The organism is Parafrankia sp. FMc2 (assembly GCF_041008525.1).
In the GTDB taxonomy this organism is placed as follows: domain Bacteria; phylum Actinomycetota; class Actinomycetes; order Frankiales; family Frankiaceae; genus Parafrankia.
Genome location: NZ_JBFLUG010000061.1, coordinates 1 through 20,584 on the forward strand (window position 1 = coordinate 1; position 20,584 = coordinate 20,584).

Below are 20,584 nucleotides of genomic sequence, written 5' to 3' on the forward strand. Positions count from 1 at the left end.
CCCTGTCCCGTTCCGAGGCGGTGAGCGCCCGGCCGCGCGTCCGGCTCTCGCCACCCGTTCCCCCCGCCCGCCCGCCGAGACGTTCGAGGCTGCCGGGCTGCCCCCGAAGCTCGTGGCGGCGCTCGCCGCCCGCGACATCCACGCGCCGTTCGCCGTGCAGGCCGCCACGTTGCCCGACGTGCTGGCCGGCGAGAACGTGCTCGGCCGGGCTCGCACCGGCTCGGGCAAGACCCTGGCGTTCGGCCTGCCGATGCTCGCCCGGCTCGCCACGACCGGCGCCGCCCGGCCGCGCCAGCCCCGTGGGCTCATCCTCGTCCCGACCCGCGAGCTGGCCCAGCAGGTCAACGACGTGCTGGCCCCGCTCACCCGGGCGCTCGGGCTGTGGATGACCCCGGTCTACGGCGGTACCTCCATCAGCCGGCAGATCTCGGCCCTGCGCCGGGGTGTGCACCTGGTGGTCGCCACGCCCGGCCGGCTCACCGACCTCGTCGAGCGGGATGCCTGCCTGCTCGACGAGATCGACATCACCGTGCTGGACGAGGCCGACTTCATGTGCGACCTCGGCTTCCTCCCGGCGGTCAAGGCCCTGCTGGACATGACTCCGGCGGACAGCCAGCGGCTGCTGTTCAGCGCCACCCTCGACCGTGAGGTCGAGGTCCTCGTCCGCAGCTACCTGCCCGAGCCGGTGCTGGTCGCGGTCGACCCGGAGGTGTCGCAGGTCTCGACCCTGGTCCGGCACGCGATGGAGTCCGTCGACCGCAACGCGCAGCTGCGGCTGATCACCGCGCTGGCCGGCGGCGCCGGGCGGACACTGGTCTTCGTGCGCACCCAGCGGGACGCCGACCGCGTCGCGCAGGCGCTCACCGAGGCCGGGGTCCCGGCCGAGCCGCTGCACGGCGGGATGCCCCAGGGCGCCCGCACCCGGGCGCTGGCCGGCTTCACCGACGGCTTCTACCGGGTGCTGGTCGCCACCGACGTCGCCGCCCGCGGCATCCACGTCGACGGCATCAGCCTGGTCCTGCACCTCGGCCCGCCCGAGGACGCGAAGACCTACCAGCACCGCGGCGGGCGCACCGCACGGGCCGGAGCCGACGGCGCCGACGTGCTCGTGACCGTGCCGGCCGAGCGCGGCAAGGCCCGGTCGCTGCTGCGCGCGGTGGGCGTTCCGACCCAGCCGGTGCCGACGTCGCCCGACGACCCGCTCGTCGTCGAGCTCGCCGGCCCGCCGGCGCCGCCGGTCGATCCCGCCACGATCACGGCCCGCCGCCAGCGCGGCGACAGCCGGCGTGAGGGCGGGCGCCGCGACGGGGGGCGCCGGGAAGGCGGCTTCCGTGACGGCGGCCGGCGCGACGGCACGGGCCGCGAGGGCGGTCACCGCCGCGGCGGGCCGAGCGCCCGCACCGGCGCCGACGGTCCCCGTGCCGACGGGCACCGGCCGGGCAGCCGGCCCGCCCGCAGCTTCACGCGCCCGGCGCCCCGCATCGAGCCGCAGCCCACGCCGGGCGGCTGACGTCCCCGGAAGAGGCTGAGGCTCTCCCGGGGGGCGGTGTAAGTTCCGCCCCCCGGGAGAGCCGAGGTTCGACCCACCAGCAGGATCGTGACCGGTACGGCCCGCCGTGCCGCGGACCCGGACACGACAGTGCCCCAGAACGCTTCGGCGTTCTGGGGCACTGGTGTCTCATGGGGACCGTTGTCTCATCGGGTCCGTCCGCGGAGTTCACGCGGTCCGGGTGCCGACTGCGAGCTCCTCCCACAGGTTCGTGGGTCAGCCGCCGGTGGCCCGGGTGGTCACAGGGAGCGCGAGGCACCCAGCCGCAGCCGGTTCGGGTTCGCCAGCGCCCCGAAGGACAGCCCCTCGGTGGACGCCTGGGCGAGCTCCCCACCCTCGGCCGCCACCGGAACCGCCTCCCCCTGGACGGGCACCGCAGACCCCAGCGTGGGGTCGACCGACTCGTCCTGATTCATGCGCAACACCTTCCGAAGAGTCATCGAATCGACACTGGATACTGCAAAACGGTATCCAGTGGGCGCGCCGCCCAGCACGGGAGGTGGCGTCGGTCACAGCGGGGCCAGCCCACGCGGCCCGCGATGGCCCGTGACGGCGCAGGTGTGCCTCGGGCTGCCGCGTGGACCACGTGGGCCGCGCGGCCCGGCGGGGCCGTCTGGATCGTCACGTCGCCGGGCGGGAGCATCGCCACTTCCGGCATCCTCGGAAACGCGCCCTGATCCGAACAGGCGCCGACGCGCCGAGCCGGCCGGCCCTGCCCAGGCAGCACGCAGCACGGGTCGCGAGAAGGAGAGCCGATGGCGGCAGATCCACCGCGGGACGCCGGCGCCGCAGCCACGCGGGCATTCGAGCACATCACGGACTACCTGACCGGGCTGAGTACCCGCCCGATCGCCCCGACCGCGGGGTACGGGAAGATCCGTGCGCAGCTGGACGTCCCGCTGCCCGCCGGCCCCACCGATCCGGTCGAGGTCGTCGACGCGCTGGCCGCCGGATCGGCCGACGGGCTGACCGGCACCGGCTCACCGCGCTTCTTCGGCTACGTCATCGGCGGGATCCTGCCCGCGGCGCTGGCCGCGGACCTGATGGCGGTCGCCTGGGACCAGAACGCCGGCCTCGCCAGCCTCTCCCCCGCCGCCGCGGCCGCCGAGTCGGTGGCGGGTACCTGGGTCAGAGAGCTGCTCGGCCTCCCCGCCAGCGCCTCGGTCGGAATCACCACCGGCACCCAGATGGCCCATGTGACGGCGCTGGCCGCCGCCCGGCACCGCGTGCTGGCCCGGTACGGCTGGGACGTCGAGGCCGACGGTCTGCACGGCGCGCCGCCGGTGCGGGTGTTCGCCGGGGCCGCCCGGCACACCACGGTGGATGCCGCCCTGCGCCTGCTGGGCTTCGGCACCCGGCGGCTGGCCGTGGTGGACGCGGACGAGGCGGGCCGGATGCGCCCGGACGCCCTGCGGGCGGCACTGGCCGGCGGGCACGGCCCGGCGATCGTCATCGCCCAGGCCGGAGAGATCAACACCGGGGCGTTCGACCCGATGCCGCAGATCTGTGCCCTCGGCCGCGAACATGGCGCCTGGGTGCACGTCGACGGCGCGTTCGGGCTGTGGGCGGCGGTGTCGGCCTCCCCGCGGCGCCGCGCGCTCGTCGCCGGCATCGACCAGGCCGACTCCTGGGCCACCGACGGGCACAAGTGGCTGAACCTGGCCTACGACTGCGGCATCGCGATCGTCGCCGACTCCGACGCGCACCGGGCGGCCATGTCGACCCGTGCCGACTACGTGGTGCACGGCGGCGAGGGCGAGCACGACCCGCTGGAGTGGACACCCGAGTTCAGTCGGCGGGCCCGCGGCTTCGCCCTGTACGCGGCGCTGCGTTCGCTGGGCCGGGCCGGCCTCACCGACCTGGTGGACCGGTGCTGCGGGCACGCGCGCCACTTCGCCGCGGCGCTGGCCGGCCTCGACGGGGTCGCCGTGCTCAACGAGGTCGAGCTCAACCAGGTCCTGGTCCGGGTGGACGACGACGACGCGATCACCGGCGCGACCACCGAGCTGGTCGTCACCGGCGGGGTGGCCTTCGTCTCCGGCACGGTGTGGCGCGGGGCCGTGGCGATGCGGGTGTCGGTCTGCAACTGGATGACGACCGAGGCGGACGTCGACCGCGCGGTCGCCGCGATCGCCGCCGCCGCGATCACCGCCCGCGCACGTGCCCGCGCCTGAGCGCCCGCGAACGGTCCCACGCGAGGCGCGCCCGCCCCGGTCCGGCGGCCCGGTCCGGCGGCCCGGTCCGGCGGTCGGACGGGACACCTCGGCATCTTCTCGGAGTCCTGTCGGCGGGTCGGGCTAGGCTGCATCAATGCCGCCGGACGACAGCCGACAGCCGAGTTCACCACCGAGAGACACAATGACGTCACCCTGGCAATAAGAAACAACTCGAGAACAATCGGGCGAGAAAGTTATTTGATTCTCGCCGCGGTTTCCCCCCGTCCCACCGGGGCCCGCCCGAGCCCCGCCGGGTGGGTCACCGCGCGCTCCGCCGGGCCAGTCCCGGCGGTCGCCCCGGCCCGCTCCCGCACCATCGTCCTGACCGACGTGTCCCCACCCAGCAGCGACCGGCGTGCCCTCCGCGCGCGGGAAGGTCCGACGACATGGCGAACTCTTTCGTCCACCTTCACGTTCACACCGAGTACTCGATGCTCGACGGAGCGGCCCGACTCAAGGACATGTTCGGCGAGGTCTCCCGGCAGGGCATGCCCGCCGTCGCGATCACGGACCACGGCTACATGTACGGGGCGTACGACTTCTACCGGCAGGCGACCGCGGCCGGCGTGAAACCGATCATCGGATGCGAGGCCTACGTCGCGCCGGAGTCACGCCTGCTCAAGCAGCGGGTCCGCTGGGGTGATCCGCACCAGAAGAGCGACGACGTGTCCGGCGGTGGCTCCTACACCCACATGACAATGTGGGCACGCAACGCGGTCGGCCTGCACAATCTGTTCCGGCTCAATTCCAGGGCGTCCATCGAAGGTCATTACATCAAATGGCCACGCATGGATCACGACATCATCGCCGAGCACTCCGAGGGCCTGATGGCCACCACGGGCTGCCCGTCCGGCGCGGTGCAGACCAGGCTGCGCCTGGGGCACTACGAGGAGGCGCTGAAGGCCGCCGCCACCTACCAGGAGATCTTCGGGCCCGAGAACTACTTCTGCGAGATCATGGACCACGGCATCGAGATCGAGCGCCGGGTCCGCGACGGCCTGGTCGACATCGCCCGCGCGCTGAACATGCGCTTCGTGGTCACCAACGACTCGCACTACACCTTCGAGTCGGAGCGGCAGACCCACGCCGCGCTCCTCTGCGTGCAGACGGCGTCGACGGTGGCGAACCCGAGCTTCCAGTTCGAGGGCTCGGGCTACTACCTCAAGACCGCCGAGCAGATGTACGCGATCGACTCCTCCGACGCCTGGCAGCAGGGGTGCGAGACGACCCTCATGATCGCCGAGCGGGTCGACCCGGCCGGCATGTTCGCCAAGCACAACCTGATGCCGCGCTTCCCGGTGCCCGACGGCGAGACCGAGGAGTCCTGGTTCCGCAAGGAGACCTGGGCCGGCATGGCCCGGCGCTTCCCGGACGGGTTCGACGAGGAGCACCGCACCCGGGTCGAGTACGAGCTCGGGGTCATCCTCTCGATGGGCTTCCCGTCCTACTTCCTGGTCGTCGCCGACTTCATCATGTGGGCGAAGAACGAGGGCATCCCGGTCGGCCCGGGCCGCGGCAGCGCGGCGGGCTCCATGGTCGCCTACGCACTCGGCATCACCGACCTCGACCCGATCCCGCACAGCCTGCTGTTCGAGCGGTTCCTCAACCCGGACCGCGTCTCGATGCCCGACATCGACATCGACTTCGACGAACGTCGGCGCGGTGACGTGATCCGCTACGTCACGGACAAGTGGGGCGACGACCGCATCGCGCAGATCGTCACCTACGGCACAATCAAGGCGAAGGCCGCCATCAAGGACTCCTCCCGGGTCCTCGGCTACCCCTACGCGGTCGGCGACCGGATCACCAAGGCGATGCCGCCCGCGGTCATGGGCAAGGACATCCCGCTCTCCGGGATCTTCGACCCCAAGCACCCCCGCTACAGCGAGGCCGGCGAGATCCGCGGGCTGTACGAGTCCGACGCGGACGTCCGCAAGGTCATCGACACCGCCAAGGGCCTGGAGGGGCTCATCCGCCAGGCCGGCGTGCACGCCGCCGGCGTGATCATGTCGGCCGAGCCGATCATCGATCACATCCCGGTGTGGCGGCGCGACGCCGACGGCGCGATCATCACGCAGTTCGACTACCCGACCTGCGAGACGCTCGGCCTGCTGAAGATGGACTTCCTCGGCCTGCGCAACCTCACCGTCATGGACGACGCGGTGCGCAACGTCGAGGCCAACCGCGGGTTCCGCATCGACCTGATGGGCCTGGAGCTCAACGACCCGGCGTCCTACGAGCTGCTGGCCCGCGGCGACACCCTCGGGGTGTTCCAGCTCGACGGCGGCCCGATGCGTTCGCTGCTGCGGATGATGCGCCCGGACAACTTCGAGGACATCTCCGCCGTGCTCGCGCTCTACCGGCCCGGGCCGATGGGCGCGAACTCGCACATCAACTACGCACTGCGCAAGAACGGCCAGCAGGAGATCACCCCGATCCACCCGGAGCTCGCCGAGCCGCTGGCCGACATCCTGGACACCACGCACGGCCTGATCGTGTACCAGGAGCAGGTCATGGCCATCGCGCAGAAGGTGGCCGGCTACACGCTGGGCCAGGCCGACCTGCTGCGCCGGGCGATGGGCAAGAAGAAGAAGGAGATCCTCGACAAGGAGTTCGTGCCGTTCTCCGACGGCATGAAGGCCAGCGGCTTCTCCGCGGAGGCCATCAAGACCCTCTGGGACATTCTGGTCCCCTTCTCCGACTACGCCTTCAACAAGGCGCACACGGCCGGGTACGGGCTGGTCTCCTACTGGACGGCCTATCTCAAGGCGAACTTCCCGGCCGAGTACATGGCCGCGCTGCTGACCTCCGTCCGCGACGACAAGGACAAGAGCGCGATCTACCTGAACGAGTGCCGGCGGATGGGCATCCGGGTGCTGCCGCCGGACGTCAACACCTCCGACGCCGACTACACCCCGCACGGGGACAACGAGATCAAGGTCGGCCTGGCCGCGATCCGCAACGTCGGCATCAACGTGGTCGAGTCGATCGTGCGCAACCGGAAGGCGAAGGGGCGCTTCGTCTCCTTTCCCGACTTCCTGGACAAGGTCGACGCCGTCGCCTGCAACAAGCGGACCGTCGAGTCCCTGATCAAGGCCGGGGCGTTCGACGCGCTCGGGCACACCCGTCGTGGCCTGGTCGAGAAGCACGAGCAGGCCATCGACGCGGTCATGGGCGTGAAGAAGAAGAACGCCGAGGGCCAGTTCGACCTGTTCGCCTTCGACGGCGAGGACGGCGCCGAGGACGCCGCGCCCCTCTTCGGCGTCCAGGAGTTCTCCGACCAGGAATGGGACAAGTCGCTGCTGCTCTCGCACGAGCGGGAGATGCTCGGCCTGTACGTCTCGGACCATCCGCTGCTCGGCGTCGAGCACATCATCGCGGCGAAGGCGGACTGCGGCATCGCCTCGCTCAACAGCGGTGAGTACCCCGACGGCTCGGTCGTCACGATCGGCGGGATCATCTCCAGCCTGCAGCGCAAGGTGACCAAGCAGGGCAAGCTGTGGGCGCTCGCCACCGTCGAGGACATGGGGGGTGGCCTGGAGGTCATGTTCTTCCCAGCCACCTACGAGACCTGCTCGACCCAGCTCTCCGAGGACGCGGTGGTCATCGTCAAGGGCCGGGTCGACAAGCGGGAGGACACTCCGCGCCTCGTCGCCTCCGACCTGACCGTGCCCGACCTCAGCGAGCACGCGCTGAGCCCGCCGGTGGTCATCACCCTGCCGGCGTACCGGGTCAACCCGCCGACGGTCGACCGGCTGCGTGAGGTGCTGGGCGACCACCCCGGCACGACCGAGGTCCACCTGCGGCTGCAGTCGTCGAGCCGGACCACCCTGCTCCGACTCGACGACGCCTACAAGGTCCAGCGCACGGCCGCCCTGATGGGCGACCTCAAGGCCCTGCTGGGTGCCTCCGCCGTGGCCTGACCGCCCTGCCGGGCCGGCTCCCGCACCCAGGCCCGGGTGCGGGAGCCGGGCTTCCCGCGAAGGTCGGGTGAAGCTGCGGCGGGATGCCCCACGCTGGCTGTCAGAGGATGGCGCGCCGTGTCATCGGAAGCCGTGCCCGGGTGAACAGCCAGCCGGCCGTGACCGCGAGCAGCGGCACGGCGACAGTGACGATCAGCAGCGTCTCCCAGGGGATGACCAGCCGCCAGGGCGGGCCGTCCACGCCGTCGCCCTGCCGCATCATCAGGACCGTGGCCGCGCCGGGCAGGAAGCCGGCGATCCCGCCGAGCACGGTGCCCAGCCCGGCCACCACACCGGCCTGGCTCGCCGCGAGCCGTCGGCGCAGGCCGGGGCTGGCGCCGACCGCGGCCAGGGTGGCGAGGTCCGCACGGCCGTCCACGGCCGCCAACCCGATCGTGATCACAGTGGCACTCAGAGTGATCAGGGCGGCGCCGGCGGCCAGCGCCAGCAGGCCGATACCGAACTCGCTGACGTAACCGCGCTCCACCAGCGGGTAGCCGAGCCCGAGATCCTCCGCCGCCGCCTGGAGACGCTCCACCTCGGCCTGGGTGGGCGTGCGGTCCGTGGAGGCGACGATCTGGGCCGGAGCGCTGCGCAGACCCAGGTCGCGGGCGGCCGCAGGGGAAAGGACCAGGCCGCCGAAGGTGAGGCCGGACGAGGACTCCGACGTCGGGATCCGCGCGGCGGGGACCACGATCTCCCGCGTGCCTCCCCCGCCCGCGCCGTCGCCCGCGCCGTCGCCGTCCGGGGTGACGGTGATGTGCACGGTCCCGTCCGGCCAGCGCAGCCGGTCGTCGAGCACCGCCGCGCCGCCGCCCGCCAGCACCCGGCGCAGCACGGGCTCCGTCCGGCCGAGAGCCACCTCCAGACCCGTCCCGTCATCGACCAGCACCTCGCCGCCACCGATGGGGACGGGGTAGGGGGCGGTACCGTCCCAGCCGCGGAAGGCCGCCTGACAGCGCGGGTCGTCCGCGGGCGGCCCCCCGGCCGGTGACGAACAGCCTTCTGGCGGGGGTGATACCAGCGTCATCGGCAGGCTCTGGCCGGAGGCGTCGACGGGCCGCTCGACAGCGTGCACCGCCCGGATGGACAGGTGCTCCCGCAGCACCCGCTCCGCGGCGGCCAGCTCCCGCGCCACCGCGGCCTGGTCCCGCGAGTCGTCGACGAGGGCCATCAGCACCACGCCGTCGCCCAGCATGGGCTGGTGGGCACGGCGGTCGTGATCGTCCATGGCGGCGACGAACAGGGAGACGGCGACCGAGGCCGCCACCGCGGCCATCACCGCGCCGATCGCCGGGGTGGTGCGGCCGCGCTGGCGGGCGGCGTCGCGCAGGGCCAGCCGCCCGGCGACGGGCAGGACCCCGGCGAGGCGGGCGACCAGGCCCACGAGGGCGCCGCCGACGGCGATCAGGCCGAGCATCGCCAGCGTGGTCCCGGCGAGGACCAGCAGCCCGTTCTGGTCGCCGGCGCCGAGGATGGCCACGGCCGCTCCGGCGCCGACCAGGACGCTCCCGGCGACCGGGACGCGGCGCCGCATCCGGGCCGGACCGCCGTGGCCGCCCAGGGCGGAGAGCACGTCCAGCCGGCTCGCGGAGATCGCCGGGGCGGCCGCGGCGGCGATCGCGGTGAGCGTGCCGACCGCCACGATCGCCAGCAGATCCAGAACGCGGACGTCGGTGTGCACGATGTCGGCCCAGCCGCGGTCCACCAGGGTCGGGATGAGCGCCGTGCCCAGCCCGGCGCCGACGGCCGCCCCGAGCAGCGACGCGGTCAGGCCGATGACCACACCGCCCGCCAGCACGATGTCGCGCAGGTGCGCGGGCGCCCCGCCGCCGGCCGCGATCAGCGCGAGCTGGCGGCGGCTGCGCCGGGAGCCGATCGCGAACGCGGGGCCGGCGAGCAGCGCCACCAGCAGCAGCGCCAGGCCCGCGGCGAGCACCGTCGCCGCGACCACACCGGCCTCCGGGCCGGTCGAGGAGGCCGCCGGCAGCTGGGAGTCGGGGGGCGGGTCGGCGAGCACGGCCCGGCTCACCACCACCGCGCCCACGGCGTTGGCGGCGCGTACCCGCGACCAGTCAACGGGATGCGGTCCGACGACGTACAACGACCAGATGGCCTCCGACGCCACCGGAGCCAGCGTGCCCGGTGGGAGCAGCACCGTCCGCTCCTGCGGCCCGAGGGTTTCCTCGACGACCCCGACGATCCTCAGCGCGGGCCCGGAACCGGGGGTCTCACCCGCGGCGAGCGCGGTCGCGGTGAGTGTGTCGCCGACTCCGAGGCCGGCGTGGCGCGCGAGCGCCCGGCTGACCGCGGCCTCGCCCGCTGCGGCGGGCAGCCGGCCGGCCCGGACTGTTGCCAGGGCCGCGAGCTCTGGACGGGTCCAGTCGGTCTCCCGCACGTTCGTGGTGACGGCCCGGTCGTGTCGCGACCCGTCGCTGATCCGGAACCTCAGGTGGTGGCGCAGCTCGATGACGGCCGTGTTCCCGGCGGGCAGGGCCGCCAGCACCCGTCGCTGCGCGCCGGCGGGATCGGGCAGGACCGGGGAGATACCCGCCAGCGAGGGGGGTTCCTCGGTCCGGATGTCGCTGCCGTCGGGATTCTGGGACAACGGCCCCTCCAGCCCGTAGAGCGAGACCTCAGCCTGCACGGACGGGTCCGTGCCCAGCTTGCGGTGAGCGATCTGGGCCGGGCCGTTCTGGCTGGACCGTGCGATGACGTCGACCGCCGACACGAGCAGCACCGGCACCGCGATCATCGCGAGGACGAGCGCGGTACGCCCGCGGGCCCGCAGGGCATCGCGCCGGGCGAGGCGCAGCGCCGCCCGCCAGGCCCGCAGCCGGCCAGCCGTCATCGCCGGCTTCCGTCAGACTCGCCGGACCCGTCCCACACCGGGTTCGGCCCGTCCGGCGCGGGACTCGCCGTCGCGTCGCCCCCCGCACCGTCCGCCGGGAAGGGGGCCGGGGCGCCGAGCAGGGACTCCGGGGCCGCGGGCGTGCCGGTCGAGTCCACCACCAGGCCGTCCCGCAGGAAGATCACACGGTCGGCCCAGGCCGCGTGCCGCGCCTCGTGCGTGACCAGCAGCCCCGCCGAGCCGGCGTCACAGCGGGCCCGCAGCACCCGCAGAACCGCCTCGCCGGTGTGCGAGTCCAGCGCGCCGGTCGGCTCGTCCGCCAGGACGAGACCGCGCGGGCCGACCAGCGCGCGGGCGATGGCCACCCGCTGCTGCTGGCCACCGGACATGTCGTCGGGGAACCGGTCGGCGAGGTCGGCGACACCCACCTCGGCCAGTGCCGCGCGTGCCTCCCGCCGGGCTGCCCGGGCGGAGATCCCGTCCAGCTCCCGGGGGAGCATGACGTTCTCGACCGCGGTCAGCGCGGGAATCAGGTTGAGGTTCTGGAAGACGTAGCCGAGTGCCCGCCGCCGCAGCGCGGCCAGGGCCCTGGGCGACTGGCCGCTCAGCGTCGTGCCCGCGACGAGGACCTCACCCGAGGTGGGGGCGTCCAGGCCACCGGCGAGGGCGAGGAGTGTCGACTTGCCCGACCCGGACGGGCCCATCACCGCCACCAGCTCGCCGGCACGCACGACGAGATCCACCCCGCGCAGCGCCTGCACCCTGCTCGCGCCCCGGCCGTGCTCCCGGTGCACACCCCGCAGTTCCAGGGCGGGTGCCCGTCCGACCTCCACCTGGGCGTCCGGGCTGGTCAGTGCCGTCGTCATCGGTTGTCCTCACGGTCGGTTCCGGGGGGAACGCCGAGGCCACGGCGGGTCAGGCGCAGCTCCACATGGTCGAGCCAGCGGACCTCCGCCTCCGCGGTGAAGATCAGGTTTTCCAGCACGAGCAGCCAGGCGAGGTCGGCGCTGTCGTCGGCCTGGCGGCGCAGCCGGGTGTACTCCTGCATCGCCCGGAGCGTCTCCACCCGCTGCCGCTGGACCAGAGATCGGACGTCCACCTCGGGGAGGGTGACGGCGAGCGCGAGCTTGATGGCGAGCTCGTCGCGGCCCGCCATCCGCCGGCTCACCGGGGTCACCCACCAGCGCTGGGCCGCCGCCTCGCCGGCGGCGGTGAGCCGGTAGACAATCCCCCGGCCGTCGCCGCTGTCACCGTCCTGCTCCGGGTTCATGACCGCGGTCCTCGCCGCTGGAGTGCCGGTGACCGGCGTGGCCCTGGCCGCGGCGCTCGCGGCCGGCCCTTCCGCGGCCGGAGTGTCCAGGGCGGCCGCGGGCGCTCGGCTGGGAGCACGGTCGCCCGTCACGAGGCCGTCCCGCTCGAGGCGACGCAGTGTCGTGTAGACCTGCCCGATGTTCAGCGGCCAGGTCGATCCTGTCCTGGTCTCGAACTCCGCCCGCAACTGATAGCCGTACATCGGGCGCTCCGCCAGCAGCGCGAGCAGCCCGTTCCGGACCGACATGCCAGGCCTCCCTCCTCTGCATACCGAGTATGCGCGACGGAGAATACCCGGTATGCGATCGAGGGCTGCTCCTGTGGGCTCGCGGGCCGCGGTTCCGCGCGGTAACCGGGAGGCTTGAAGCCCGGCGCTCGACCCTCGCCAGAGGTCCGCGACCTGCGACGGGAGGAACGCGCGCCATGGCTGTCGAACGGATGCGGCCGACCGCACCCCGCCGGCGTACCGGGTCAACCCGCCGACGGTCGACCGGCTGCGTGAGGTGCTGGGCGACCACCCCGGCACGACCGAGGTCCACCTGCGGCTGCAGTCGTCGAGCCGGACCACCCTGCTCCGGCTCGACGACGCCTACCAGGTCCAGCGCACGGACGGCCTGTCTCAGTAGACCGCGGGCCAGCCTCCGCTCCAGCCGATCAGATTGACGCCCAGCGTCTCCCGGCCCCCGGCGCCTGCGTCGTAGTAGTGGTAGACGAGGAGGGCCCCGTCGGCGTCGCGCAGCACGCTCTGCCCGCCTGGCCCGACCACGGCGCCGTGGGTTGCCAGCACCTCGGTGCCGCCCCCGTTGAGCAGGGGCACCCCCGCCCGGTCGACATACGGCCCGTTCGGACTGGTCGAACGCCCCACCGTGATCCGATAGGTACTTGCCGTGCCCCGGCAGCACAGGTCGTGGGAGGTGAAAAGGTAGTAGTAACCACTCCGGTAGACAATCTGCGGCGCCTCCACCGCGTGTGGGTCAGGCGGGCGGTGGGCGAGGTGGTACCGGGTGGTGTCGGACGCCAGCCGTTTTCCGGTCGAGGGATCCAGCCGGACCATGTGGATCCCGCTCCAGAAGGACCCGAACGAAAGCCACCATCTGCCGTTGTTGTCGACGAGAAGCGACGGGTCGATGGCGTTGAAGGTGCTCGAGCTCGTCGAGCTGACGACGATCCCCCGGTCCGTCCAGCTTCCGGGCAGGCCGGTGGTGGACGTCGCCAGTCCGATCGCGGAGTTGTTGCTGCCGAAGCTCGACGCCGAGTAATAGAGCCAGTACAGCCCGTTCTGGTAGGAGACGTCGGGCGCCCAGAGGTCACCCGAGCTGTTGTAGGAGTACACCCAGGACGGCACGGTCGAGAAGGCCCGCCCCAGGAAGGTGAAGTTCACCCGGTCGCTGGAGAGACGGGTCTCGATCCCGTTGTGGGTGGAGTAAAGCAGATAGCCGGACGGGGTCCGCACCATGGACGGGTCGTGCACGGTCACGTTTCCGGTCACACGACCGGGCCCCGGGTAGGCAGCCAGCGCCGGGGATCGAGGTGCGACCACGGCGCACGCCGTCACCGCCACCATGACCGTGAACGTCCGCCAGAACGATAATCGCCGGCCGTCTCCGAATCTCATGCGCACTCCCACGCTCAGTTCACGTAGGTGATGTTGGAGCCGGAGTAGCGGCAGTAGGTGCCGTCGGCGCCACTGCCGTTGCTCTGGGGTTCGTCGCCGTCGTCGTTGCCGATGTACTTCTGGCAGACGGCGAGTCTGCGGTTGGGGTCGTTGATGACGGTGACGCCGGAGAAGGTGGCCGTGTCGCCGTAGTTGGTGTTGATGCCGGCAAGGCGGTTCGCGGGAGTGGTCACCCAGATGTTCTGGAAGACGACGTGGCGGGCGTACTGCGTCGAGCAGTTGCCGCACGAACGGTAGGCGGTGCCGATGTTCTGGAACTGGAAGTTGCGGACGGTCAGGGTACCTGCGCCGTTGTGCTGGAAGACCTTGTCGGAGGCGAGGCGGGCGCCGCCGCCGTCGACGAGGAAGGTCGGCGAGCCACTGCCGCGGAAGGTGGCGGCGTCCTCGCCGACGTCCTCCCACCAGACGTTGCGCAGCGTGCAGGTGCCGGCGCAGTGGATGCCGTCGGCGGCGGGGGCGCCCAGGATGACGTTCTGGAGGGTGGCGCCGGCGGGAAGGTCGAACAGAGCGTCCTGGCCCTCGTCCTGGCTGCTGCCGCCGAGAGCACCGCTGCCGTAGTACCGGCGCATGCCACCGTCGTAGGTGCCGTTGACCCGGATGGTGCTGGAGACGGCCTGGCTGCCGGTGGCACTCGGCCAGCTCGGCGGGGTGGTGCCGCCGCCACTGCCGCCACCACCGCCACTGCCGCCACCGCCTACCCGGACCAGCTGCCACTGCTGGTTGTTGCCGTTCAGGTTGCGGTACTGGACGACGTCAGCACCGTTGGCGGTGGAGGAGTCCAGCACCTCGAGCACCCGGTTGCTGTGCCGGTTGACCAGTTGGACGTAACCGCCGGAGACGTCGCTGAGCCTCCACTGCTGGTTGGCGCCGTTGAGGTCGGTCCACTGCACCACGGGGGCGAGATTGGCGGTGGACCACTCGTAGACCTCGAGGACCTTGCCGGAGTGGCGTGACCGGAGCCGGTAGTGGCCGCCGCCGGAGTCGACGAACTGCCACTGCTGCCAGTACCCGTCGTTACGGGGCCACTGGGCGATCCGCGCGCCGTCGTGGGTGGCCAGGTCGTAGACGTCCAGCGCCTGGCCGCTGTGACGATTGACCAGGACGTACCAGGCGCTGGTGTCCACCGTCGCCGCGGACGCCGCCGGCATGTTCATCACCACCGCCGTGCACCCGACCACGACCACGGTCAACGCCGACGCGATGGCCCTTAACCATCGTGGACGTCTCCGCGACCGAGCGGGAGAATTCTCACCGTTGACTTTCATCGTGCACTCCTTCGACGGGAACCACACAGGATCAGGACGAACGCGTGCCCTGCCGTGCATGCCGCTCCGCTTTCGATGGAACCGGCACGTCGAGACGGCCCGGCAGAGAAGTGACCGATGCCGCTGGAACAGCCGTGAATGCAGAACCGACTACTGGTCTCGCGTATCCGGGGAAAGCGCGTGCGGGATACCGAGGCGACCGGGTGAGGATATCAACGGTCGACAGCGGACGAACCCGCCGCCTGCTTTTGTCGAGTGCCCTGTCCGGCGAATTCCGTGCGGCGGACCGATTCCCGGGGCGAAAGAAGTGCACCACACCGGCAGGAATCGGCGACCGTCGCCATCCTGACCGGGCCAGCGCCGCGGCCCGGTCTCCGCGGCCCGGTCTGCCCAGCCTCCCTGGCCTGGTCTGCGTCGTGGCCGGGGACGCCCGCGCCGGGGCGAGGAGTCCCACGCGCGCGCCGTCCGGGTCGCCATCGCGTCGACGGGAACGAGTACTCGATCCGTCACACACAGCGTGTGGCGTACGAGACTCCCCGGCGCGGCACGCGGTAGTTTGCGCCACCCGGATGTTGGGGGAGCATCCGGTTCAGGTGGGCCCGCGTCGCCCTGTCTCCGCCGACGCCGCCCTGGCACACGATGGGCACGCAGGGCCGGTACTCCTCCGCGACGTCGCCGTGTCGCCCGTGCCGTGCGGTCGCCGTACGGGCGTGCTGGCACTCCCCGTGGTGGCCACGGTCCTCGGTGCCCGGAAGGACCCGGAGGACGCTGTGACGGTCGATCACCCCGTCAAGTCGCAAGCCACCACACCGGCGCAGGGAGGAGCGCTCCCGGCCGCACCCGTGAGCCGGTCCCCCGCGCCACCCGGGCCGGGAGGGTCGGCAGCTGCGCGGCAGTGGGCACCGCACGAGACCCGGCCCGCCGGGTTCGACTGGCCGCCCGCAGTCGAGAAGACGTCCCACGAGCTGCTGCTGGACGTGTTCGGATCGTCGCCAGCAGTCCGCGTCGAGCTGTGGGACGGCTACGCGCTCGGCCCGCGGACGGGCACCCGCGTGCTGGTCCGCAACCCGCACGCGCTGCGCCGGGCGCTGGCCCACCCCGGTGAGCTGGGCTTCGCGCGCGCCTTCGTCGCCGGTGACCTGGAGATCGACGGCGACATCTTCGAGGCCCTCGCCCTGCGGGCGCAGATCGCTCGGTTGCGGCCGTCGGCGGCGGTGCTGCGGGCGGCGCTGGTGCTGGCCCGGCAGTTCGGCCCACGACCGCCGCAGCCGCCACCGGAGGAGGCCCGCCTGCGCGGCCGGGCACACAGCCGGTCCCGCGACGCCGACGCGATCTCCCACCACTACGACGTCTCGAACGACTTCTACCGGCTGGTTCTCGGGCCGGCCATGACCTACTCATGCGCGGTCTGGGAGTCCCCCTCGACCGGCCTGGCGGCCGCGCAGGAGGCCAAGCACGAACTGATCTGCCGCAAACTCGGCCTGCGGCCCGACGAACGGCTGCTGGACGTCGGCTGTGGCTGGGGCAGCATGCTCCTGCACGCGGCCCGCCACCACGGGGTGACCGGAGTCGGAATCACGATCTCGGCGGAGCAGGCCATCGAGGCCCGCCGCCGGGTGGCCGAGGCCGGGCTGGAGGACCGGATCGAGATCCGCCTCCAGGACTACCGTCAGATCACGGACGGCCCCTTCGACGCGATCAGCTCGGTCGGTATGGTCGAGCACGTCGGGCGGGCGAAGCTGCCGGTCTACTTTCGCAGTCTGTTCGATCTGCTCCGCCCGGGCGGTCGCCTGCTCAACCACGGCATCTCCTTCCCCGGCGACCCGGCGAGTGCCGCCCGCAGCCATCCCCGGATCGGCCCGATCCCGCTGCCGAAGGACGCGGACTTCCTGCACCGCTACGTCTTCCCCGACGGCGAGCTGCACGAGATCGGCGCCCTGGTCACCCTGATGCAGGGCGGCGGGTTCGAGGTGCGCCACGTCGAGAACCTGCGCGAGCACTACGCACTCACCCTGCGGGCCTGGGTCGGCAACCTGGAGAAACGCTGGGACGAAGCGGTCGCCCTGGTCGGCCCCGGCCGGGCCCGGGTCTGGCGGCTGTACATGGCCGGCTCGGCGCTCAGCTTCGAAGCCGGCCTGTCCCAGATCCACCAGGTCCTCGGCGTCCGCCCCGACGCCGGCACCTCCCACCAGCCGCTCCGTCCTTCCTACTGAAACCGTCCGTCCTACTGAGATCATCTGTCGCCGGACCCGTACGGCCGGAGCCCGTCACTGCTGGGGCCCGGCCGGCATGGGCAGGCGGAAGGAGAGGTCGGCGGCGGGGACGGAGACGTCCATCTGGGCCTTCTGGAGGCGCCCGGACAGTTCCCAGGTCAGGGACTGCCAGCGGGTCATCTGGTCGAGCACCCACTGGCCGGACTGGCGGGCGCCGTTACCCGACCGCCCGTTCCCGCCGAACGGCAGGTGCGCCTCGGCGCCGGAGGTCGAGGTGTTCACGCTGACCATGCCGGCCCGGATCCCGCGCCGGAACCGCCGGACCGTCACCGGGTCGCCGGTGAAGATCGACGACGACAGGCCGTAGCCGGGGCGGTTGGCGAGCTCGACCGCCTCCTCCAGGTTCCGGTAGGACGTCAGCCCGACGATCGGCCCGAAGGTCTCCTCCGTGAACAGGTCGTCCTCCGGACGGACGCCGTCGACGACCACCGGGTGGTAATAAAGGCCCGCCTCCGGGTCGCCGGCGAAACCGCGGCGCGGGCTCGCCGGGCCGATGCGGCCGAGCGCGGTCGAGCCGAACGGCTCGTGGTGGTCCCGGATGCTGGCCAGGTGCTCCTCGAAGCCGGCCGCGAACCGCGCATCGAGCAGCGGCCCGTACAGGACGTCCCGCATCGGGTCGCCGATCACCGCGCGTTCCAGCGCCGCCGTGAGCCGGCGACGGAACGCGTCATGCACCGACTCGTGCGCGATCACCGTGCCCAACGAGGTGCAGCGCTGGCCGGCGGTGCCGAAGCCGGCGAACAGCGCGGCGTTCGCGGCGGCGTCCAGATCGGCGTCGGGCGCGAGGACCATCGGGTTCTTGCCGCCGAGCTCCAGGCACGGCGTCTGCAGGTGACGGCCGCAGAGCGCGCCGACGAACCGGCCGACGGGCGTCGACCCGGTGAAGCCGACCTTGTCGACCAGCCCGGCGTCCAGCGCGCGCTCGAGGCCGACGGAGGTGGCGGCGCCGTCGGCGAGCACCAGGTTCGCGACTCCAGCCGGGACGCCGGCCGCCGTCAGCAGGTCCACCAGGGCGGCGGCGCACGCCGCCGCGTACTCGGCCGGCTTCCACACCACCGCGTTGCCCGTCAGCAACGCCGGGACGAGATACCAGGACGGCACCGCCACCGGGAAGTTCCCGGCAGTGATCACCATGACCACGCCGAGCGGCTCGCGATAGGTGAACAGCTCCCGGTCGGGCATCTCGGAGGGGACCGTCTGCCCCTGCGGACGCCGGCCCTCGGCCCGGAACAGCGTGCAGGTGTCGACGATCTCCTGGACCTCGCCGCGGGCCTCGGCCAGCGGCTTGCCGACCTCCCTGGTGACGAGCCGGGCCAGCGCCTCGGCGTTGTCCTCGACGAGGCGCCCGAACGCGCCGATCACCTCCCCGCGCACCGGCGGCGGGACATCCGCCCACTCCCGCTGGGCAGCGCGGGCCGCGGCCGCCGCTGCGACGATCGCCTCCGCACCGTCCAGGACGACCTCGGCGACGACCTCGCCGAGGTGAGCCGGGTTCGTCGAGGTGATCACCCGGGCCTCGTCCGGCGCGATGCCCGCGGGCCCGGCGGCCGCGTACAGGTCGTGCTGGCGTCCACCGATCACCGCGGCCACCCGGCGGGGCTGAACGAGAGTCATGGCAGTCACGTCTCCTGCGTTGATGAGCCCGCGTCGACGGCTGCGGCGGGTCTGACGGGTGTGACGGGTGTGACGGGTCCGACGGGTGTGGCAGGCCTGGCCGCGGGCGCGGCGGGTCCGACGGGCGCGGCCGGAGTGGTCGGTGCAGCCGGGGTCGCCGGGGCGGTCCGGGCGCGGCCCAGACCGGCCAGGACGCGGTCGAGGGCGCCGACACCGGCGGCAAGCTCCTCGGCGCTGATGGTGAGCGCGGGGCGGAAGCGCAGCGCCCGCTCCCCGGCGGGCAGCAGCAGGACCCGCTCGTGCTCCCGGAGCCGCCGGACCGCCTCGTCGCGGCGGGCGCCGTCCGCCACGTCGACGGCGCACATCAGCCCGCGGCCGCGAGCGTTCCCCACCAGACCGGGATGGCGATCGACGACGTCCCGCAGCGCGGCGAGCAGATCGGTCCCCAGCGCCGCGGCCCGGTCGAACAACCGCTCCGACTCCATGATCTCCAGCATCCGCCGGGAGCGGACCATGTCGACCAGGCCGCCGCCCCAGGTGGAGCTGATCCGGCCGGGCACCCGGAACACGTTGTCGGGGACCTCGTCCACCCGGCGCCCGGCCATCACCCCACCGAGCTGGACCTTCTTGCCGAACGCGACGATGTCGGGGCGCAGCCCGAGCTGGGTGTGGGCCCAGGCGGTGCCGGTCAGGCCGACGCCGGTCTGCACCTCGTCCACGACCAGCAGTGCGTCGTGGCGCTCGCACAGGGCGGCCATCGCGCGCAGGAACTCGCCGCGCAGGTGGTTGTCGCCGCCCTCGCCCTGGATCGGCTCGGCGAGGAAGCAGGCGATGTCGTGCGGGTGGCGGGCGAAGGCCTCCTCGGCCTGGGCGAGTGCGCGCCGCTCGGCGGCCACCACCGCGTCGAGCGCCGCACCGGTGCACGGGAAGGTGACCGCCGGGCAGTCGATGCGCGGCCAGGCAAAGGCCGGGAACCGGGCGGTCTTGGCCGGGTCGGTGTTGGTGACCGACAGCGTGTAGCCGCCGCGGCCGTGGAAGGCCGATCGCAGGTGCAGCACCAGCCGGCCGAGCTCGGCGGACCGTCCGTGGGCCTCGTTGTGCCGGCTCTTCCAGTCGAAGGCGCACTTCAGCGCGTTCTCGACGGCCGCCGAGCCGCCCTCGACGAAGAACAGGTGGGGCAGTTCCGGGTCGCCCAGCACGCGGGTGAAGGCGGCGACGAACTCCGCGTACGGAGCGGAGGCCATGTCCGGGTTCGCGGGCTTGTTGACGGCGATCCGGGCGAGCTCGGCGAGGAAGGCCGGATCACCGACGAGCGCGGGCGGGTTGACCCCGAGCGGCGCGGAGGCGAAGAAGCTGTACAGGTCGAGGTAACGCGCTCCGGTGCGGGCGTCGACGATCGTGCTGCCGGAGCTGGCCTCCAGGTCGCAGACGATGTCGTACCCGTCGGTCAGGACGTGACGGGACAACGTGGGGATCACCTCGGTGGGCGCCAGGTGACCCTGGGCGTGGGCCGAGGTGCCCACCTGGACCTCTCCGACAGCCACGGCGTGCCTCCTCCCCTGCGGGCGCAGCCCTCCCGGTGGGGGGCCGGCGCCAGGATGCCAGCGTCGCGGTTGCCAGGCAGAACCGCGAATCCGATCTCCCGCGGCCGGCCGGCGCCGCGACCTGCACGCCGACCGGCGAACCGCACGCGGGCCGACCTGCGAGGCCCCCATGTTCCGGCCTGCTGGGCGGCCTCACCGACGGCGCCTGCGCCCGCGGGAGATCCTTCTGAGAACATCGACTGGGGGGAAACGCAGCAAACGCGACAAGAACCCCCGTTATCCCGGGTTCTCCTCGGGGGAGGCAACAGACGGACACCAGCAGAA

General features: G+C 72.7%; 13 protein-coding genes. 5 read left to right on the forward strand and 8 right to left on the reverse strand.

What is annotated here, in order from left to right; all coding sequences use genetic code 11:
- Positions 1–112: 112 nt before the first annotated feature.
- Positions 113–1,510, forward strand: coding sequence for a DEAD/DEAH box helicase (locus AB1460_RS20755; RefSeq protein ID WP_420497325.1), 1,398 nt, complete (start codon positions 113–115; stop codon positions 1,508–1,510).
- 278 nt (positions 1,511–1,788) lie between these two features.
- Here AB1460_RS20755 and AB1460_RS20760 read toward each other — a convergent pair whose 3' ends face one another.
- On the reverse strand, positions 1,789–1,965 hold the full coding sequence (locus AB1460_RS20760; RefSeq protein WP_018638234.1) for a hypothetical protein: 177 nt from the start codon (positions 1,963–1,965) through the stop codon (positions 1,789–1,791).
- Positions 1,966–2,304: 339 nt separating this feature from the next.
- On the opposite strand from AB1460_RS20760, the gene AB1460_RS20765 reads away from it, so the two are divergent.
- Entirely contained in the window at positions 2,305–3,723 is a 1,419-nt protein-coding gene (locus tag AB1460_RS20765; RefSeq protein WP_368963420.1) for a pyridoxal phosphate-dependent decarboxylase family protein, read from the forward strand.
- Between the two features lie 428 nt (positions 3,724–4,151).
- Complete coding sequence (gene dnaE / locus AB1460_RS20770; RefSeq protein WP_368963422.1) at positions 4,152–7,688, forward strand: DNA polymerase III subunit alpha; 3,537 nt, start codon at positions 4,152–4,154, stop codon at positions 7,686–7,688.
- Positions 7,689–7,788: 100 nt separating this feature from the next.
- Here the strand turns inward: dnaE and AB1460_RS20775 are convergent, their stop codons facing one another.
- The 3 genes from AB1460_RS20775 to AB1460_RS20785 are packed head-to-tail and all read right to left on the reverse strand — an operon-like array spanning position 7,789 to position 12,136.
- The gene (locus tag AB1460_RS20775; protein WP_368963423.1) at positions 7,789–10,578 is read right to left on the reverse strand and encodes an FtsX-like permease family protein; all 2,790 of its coding nucleotides are present in this window, start codon (positions 10,576–10,578) and stop codon (positions 7,789–7,791) included.
- A complete protein-coding gene (locus AB1460_RS20780; protein WP_368963424.1) occupies positions 10,575–11,444 on the reverse strand; it encodes an ABC transporter ATP-binding protein in 870 nt (289 codons plus the stop codon). Before AB1460_RS20780 ends, AB1460_RS20775 begins: the two co-directional genes overlap by 4 nt.
- Positions 11,441–12,136, reverse strand: coding sequence for a PadR family transcriptional regulator (locus tag AB1460_RS20785; protein WP_368963426.1), 696 nt, complete (start codon positions 12,134–12,136; stop codon positions 11,441–11,443). Before AB1460_RS20785 ends, AB1460_RS20780 begins: the two co-directional genes overlap by 4 nt.
- 256 nt (positions 12,137–12,392) lie before the next feature.
- Here AB1460_RS20785 and AB1460_RS20790 point away from each other — a divergent pair, with 256 nt between their 5' ends.
- Positions 12,393–12,515: a hypothetical protein gene (locus tag AB1460_RS20790; RefSeq protein WP_368963427.1), complete on the forward strand. Its 123-nt coding sequence runs from the start codon at positions 12,393–12,395 to the stop codon at positions 12,513–12,515.
- On the opposite strand, the gene AB1460_RS20795 is transcribed toward AB1460_RS20790, so the two are convergent.
- Both AB1460_RS20795 and AB1460_RS20800 read right to left on the reverse strand, forming a co-directional pair.
- Positions 12,509–13,504: an arabinan endo-1,5-alpha-L-arabinosidase gene (locus tag AB1460_RS20795; protein ID WP_368963428.1), complete on the reverse strand. Its 996-nt coding sequence runs from the start codon at positions 13,502–13,504 to the stop codon at positions 12,509–12,511. The genes AB1460_RS20790 and AB1460_RS20795 overlap by 7 nt on opposite strands.
- A gap of 14 nt (positions 13,505–13,518) precedes the next feature.
- Entirely contained in the window at positions 13,519–14,712 is a 1,194-nt protein-coding gene (locus tag AB1460_RS20800) for a pectate lyase (protein WP_368963430.1), read from the reverse strand.
- Positions 14,713–15,599: 887 nt separating this feature from the next.
- Between AB1460_RS20800 and AB1460_RS20805 the strand changes: the two genes are divergently transcribed.
- On the forward strand, positions 15,600–17,042 hold the full coding sequence (locus AB1460_RS20805; protein ID WP_420497323.1) for a class I SAM-dependent methyltransferase: 1,443 nt from the start codon (positions 15,600–15,602) through the stop codon (positions 17,040–17,042).
- 54 nt (positions 17,043–17,096) lie between these two features.
- Here the strand turns inward: AB1460_RS20805 and AB1460_RS20810 are convergent, their stop codons facing one another.
- Together AB1460_RS20810 and lat are read right to left on the reverse strand one after the other, a co-directional pair.
- On the reverse strand, positions 17,097–18,716 hold the full coding sequence (locus tag AB1460_RS20810; RefSeq protein ID WP_368963431.1) for an aldehyde dehydrogenase family protein: 1,620 nt from the start codon (positions 18,714–18,716) through the stop codon (positions 17,097–17,099).
- Positions 18,717–18,721: 5 nt separating this feature from the next.
- Positions 18,722–20,260: an L-lysine 6-transaminase gene (gene lat, locus AB1460_RS20815; protein WP_368963433.1), complete on the reverse strand. Its 1,539-nt coding sequence runs from the start codon at positions 20,258–20,260 to the stop codon at positions 18,722–18,724.
- Between the last annotated feature and the right edge of the window lie 324 nt (positions 20,261–20,584).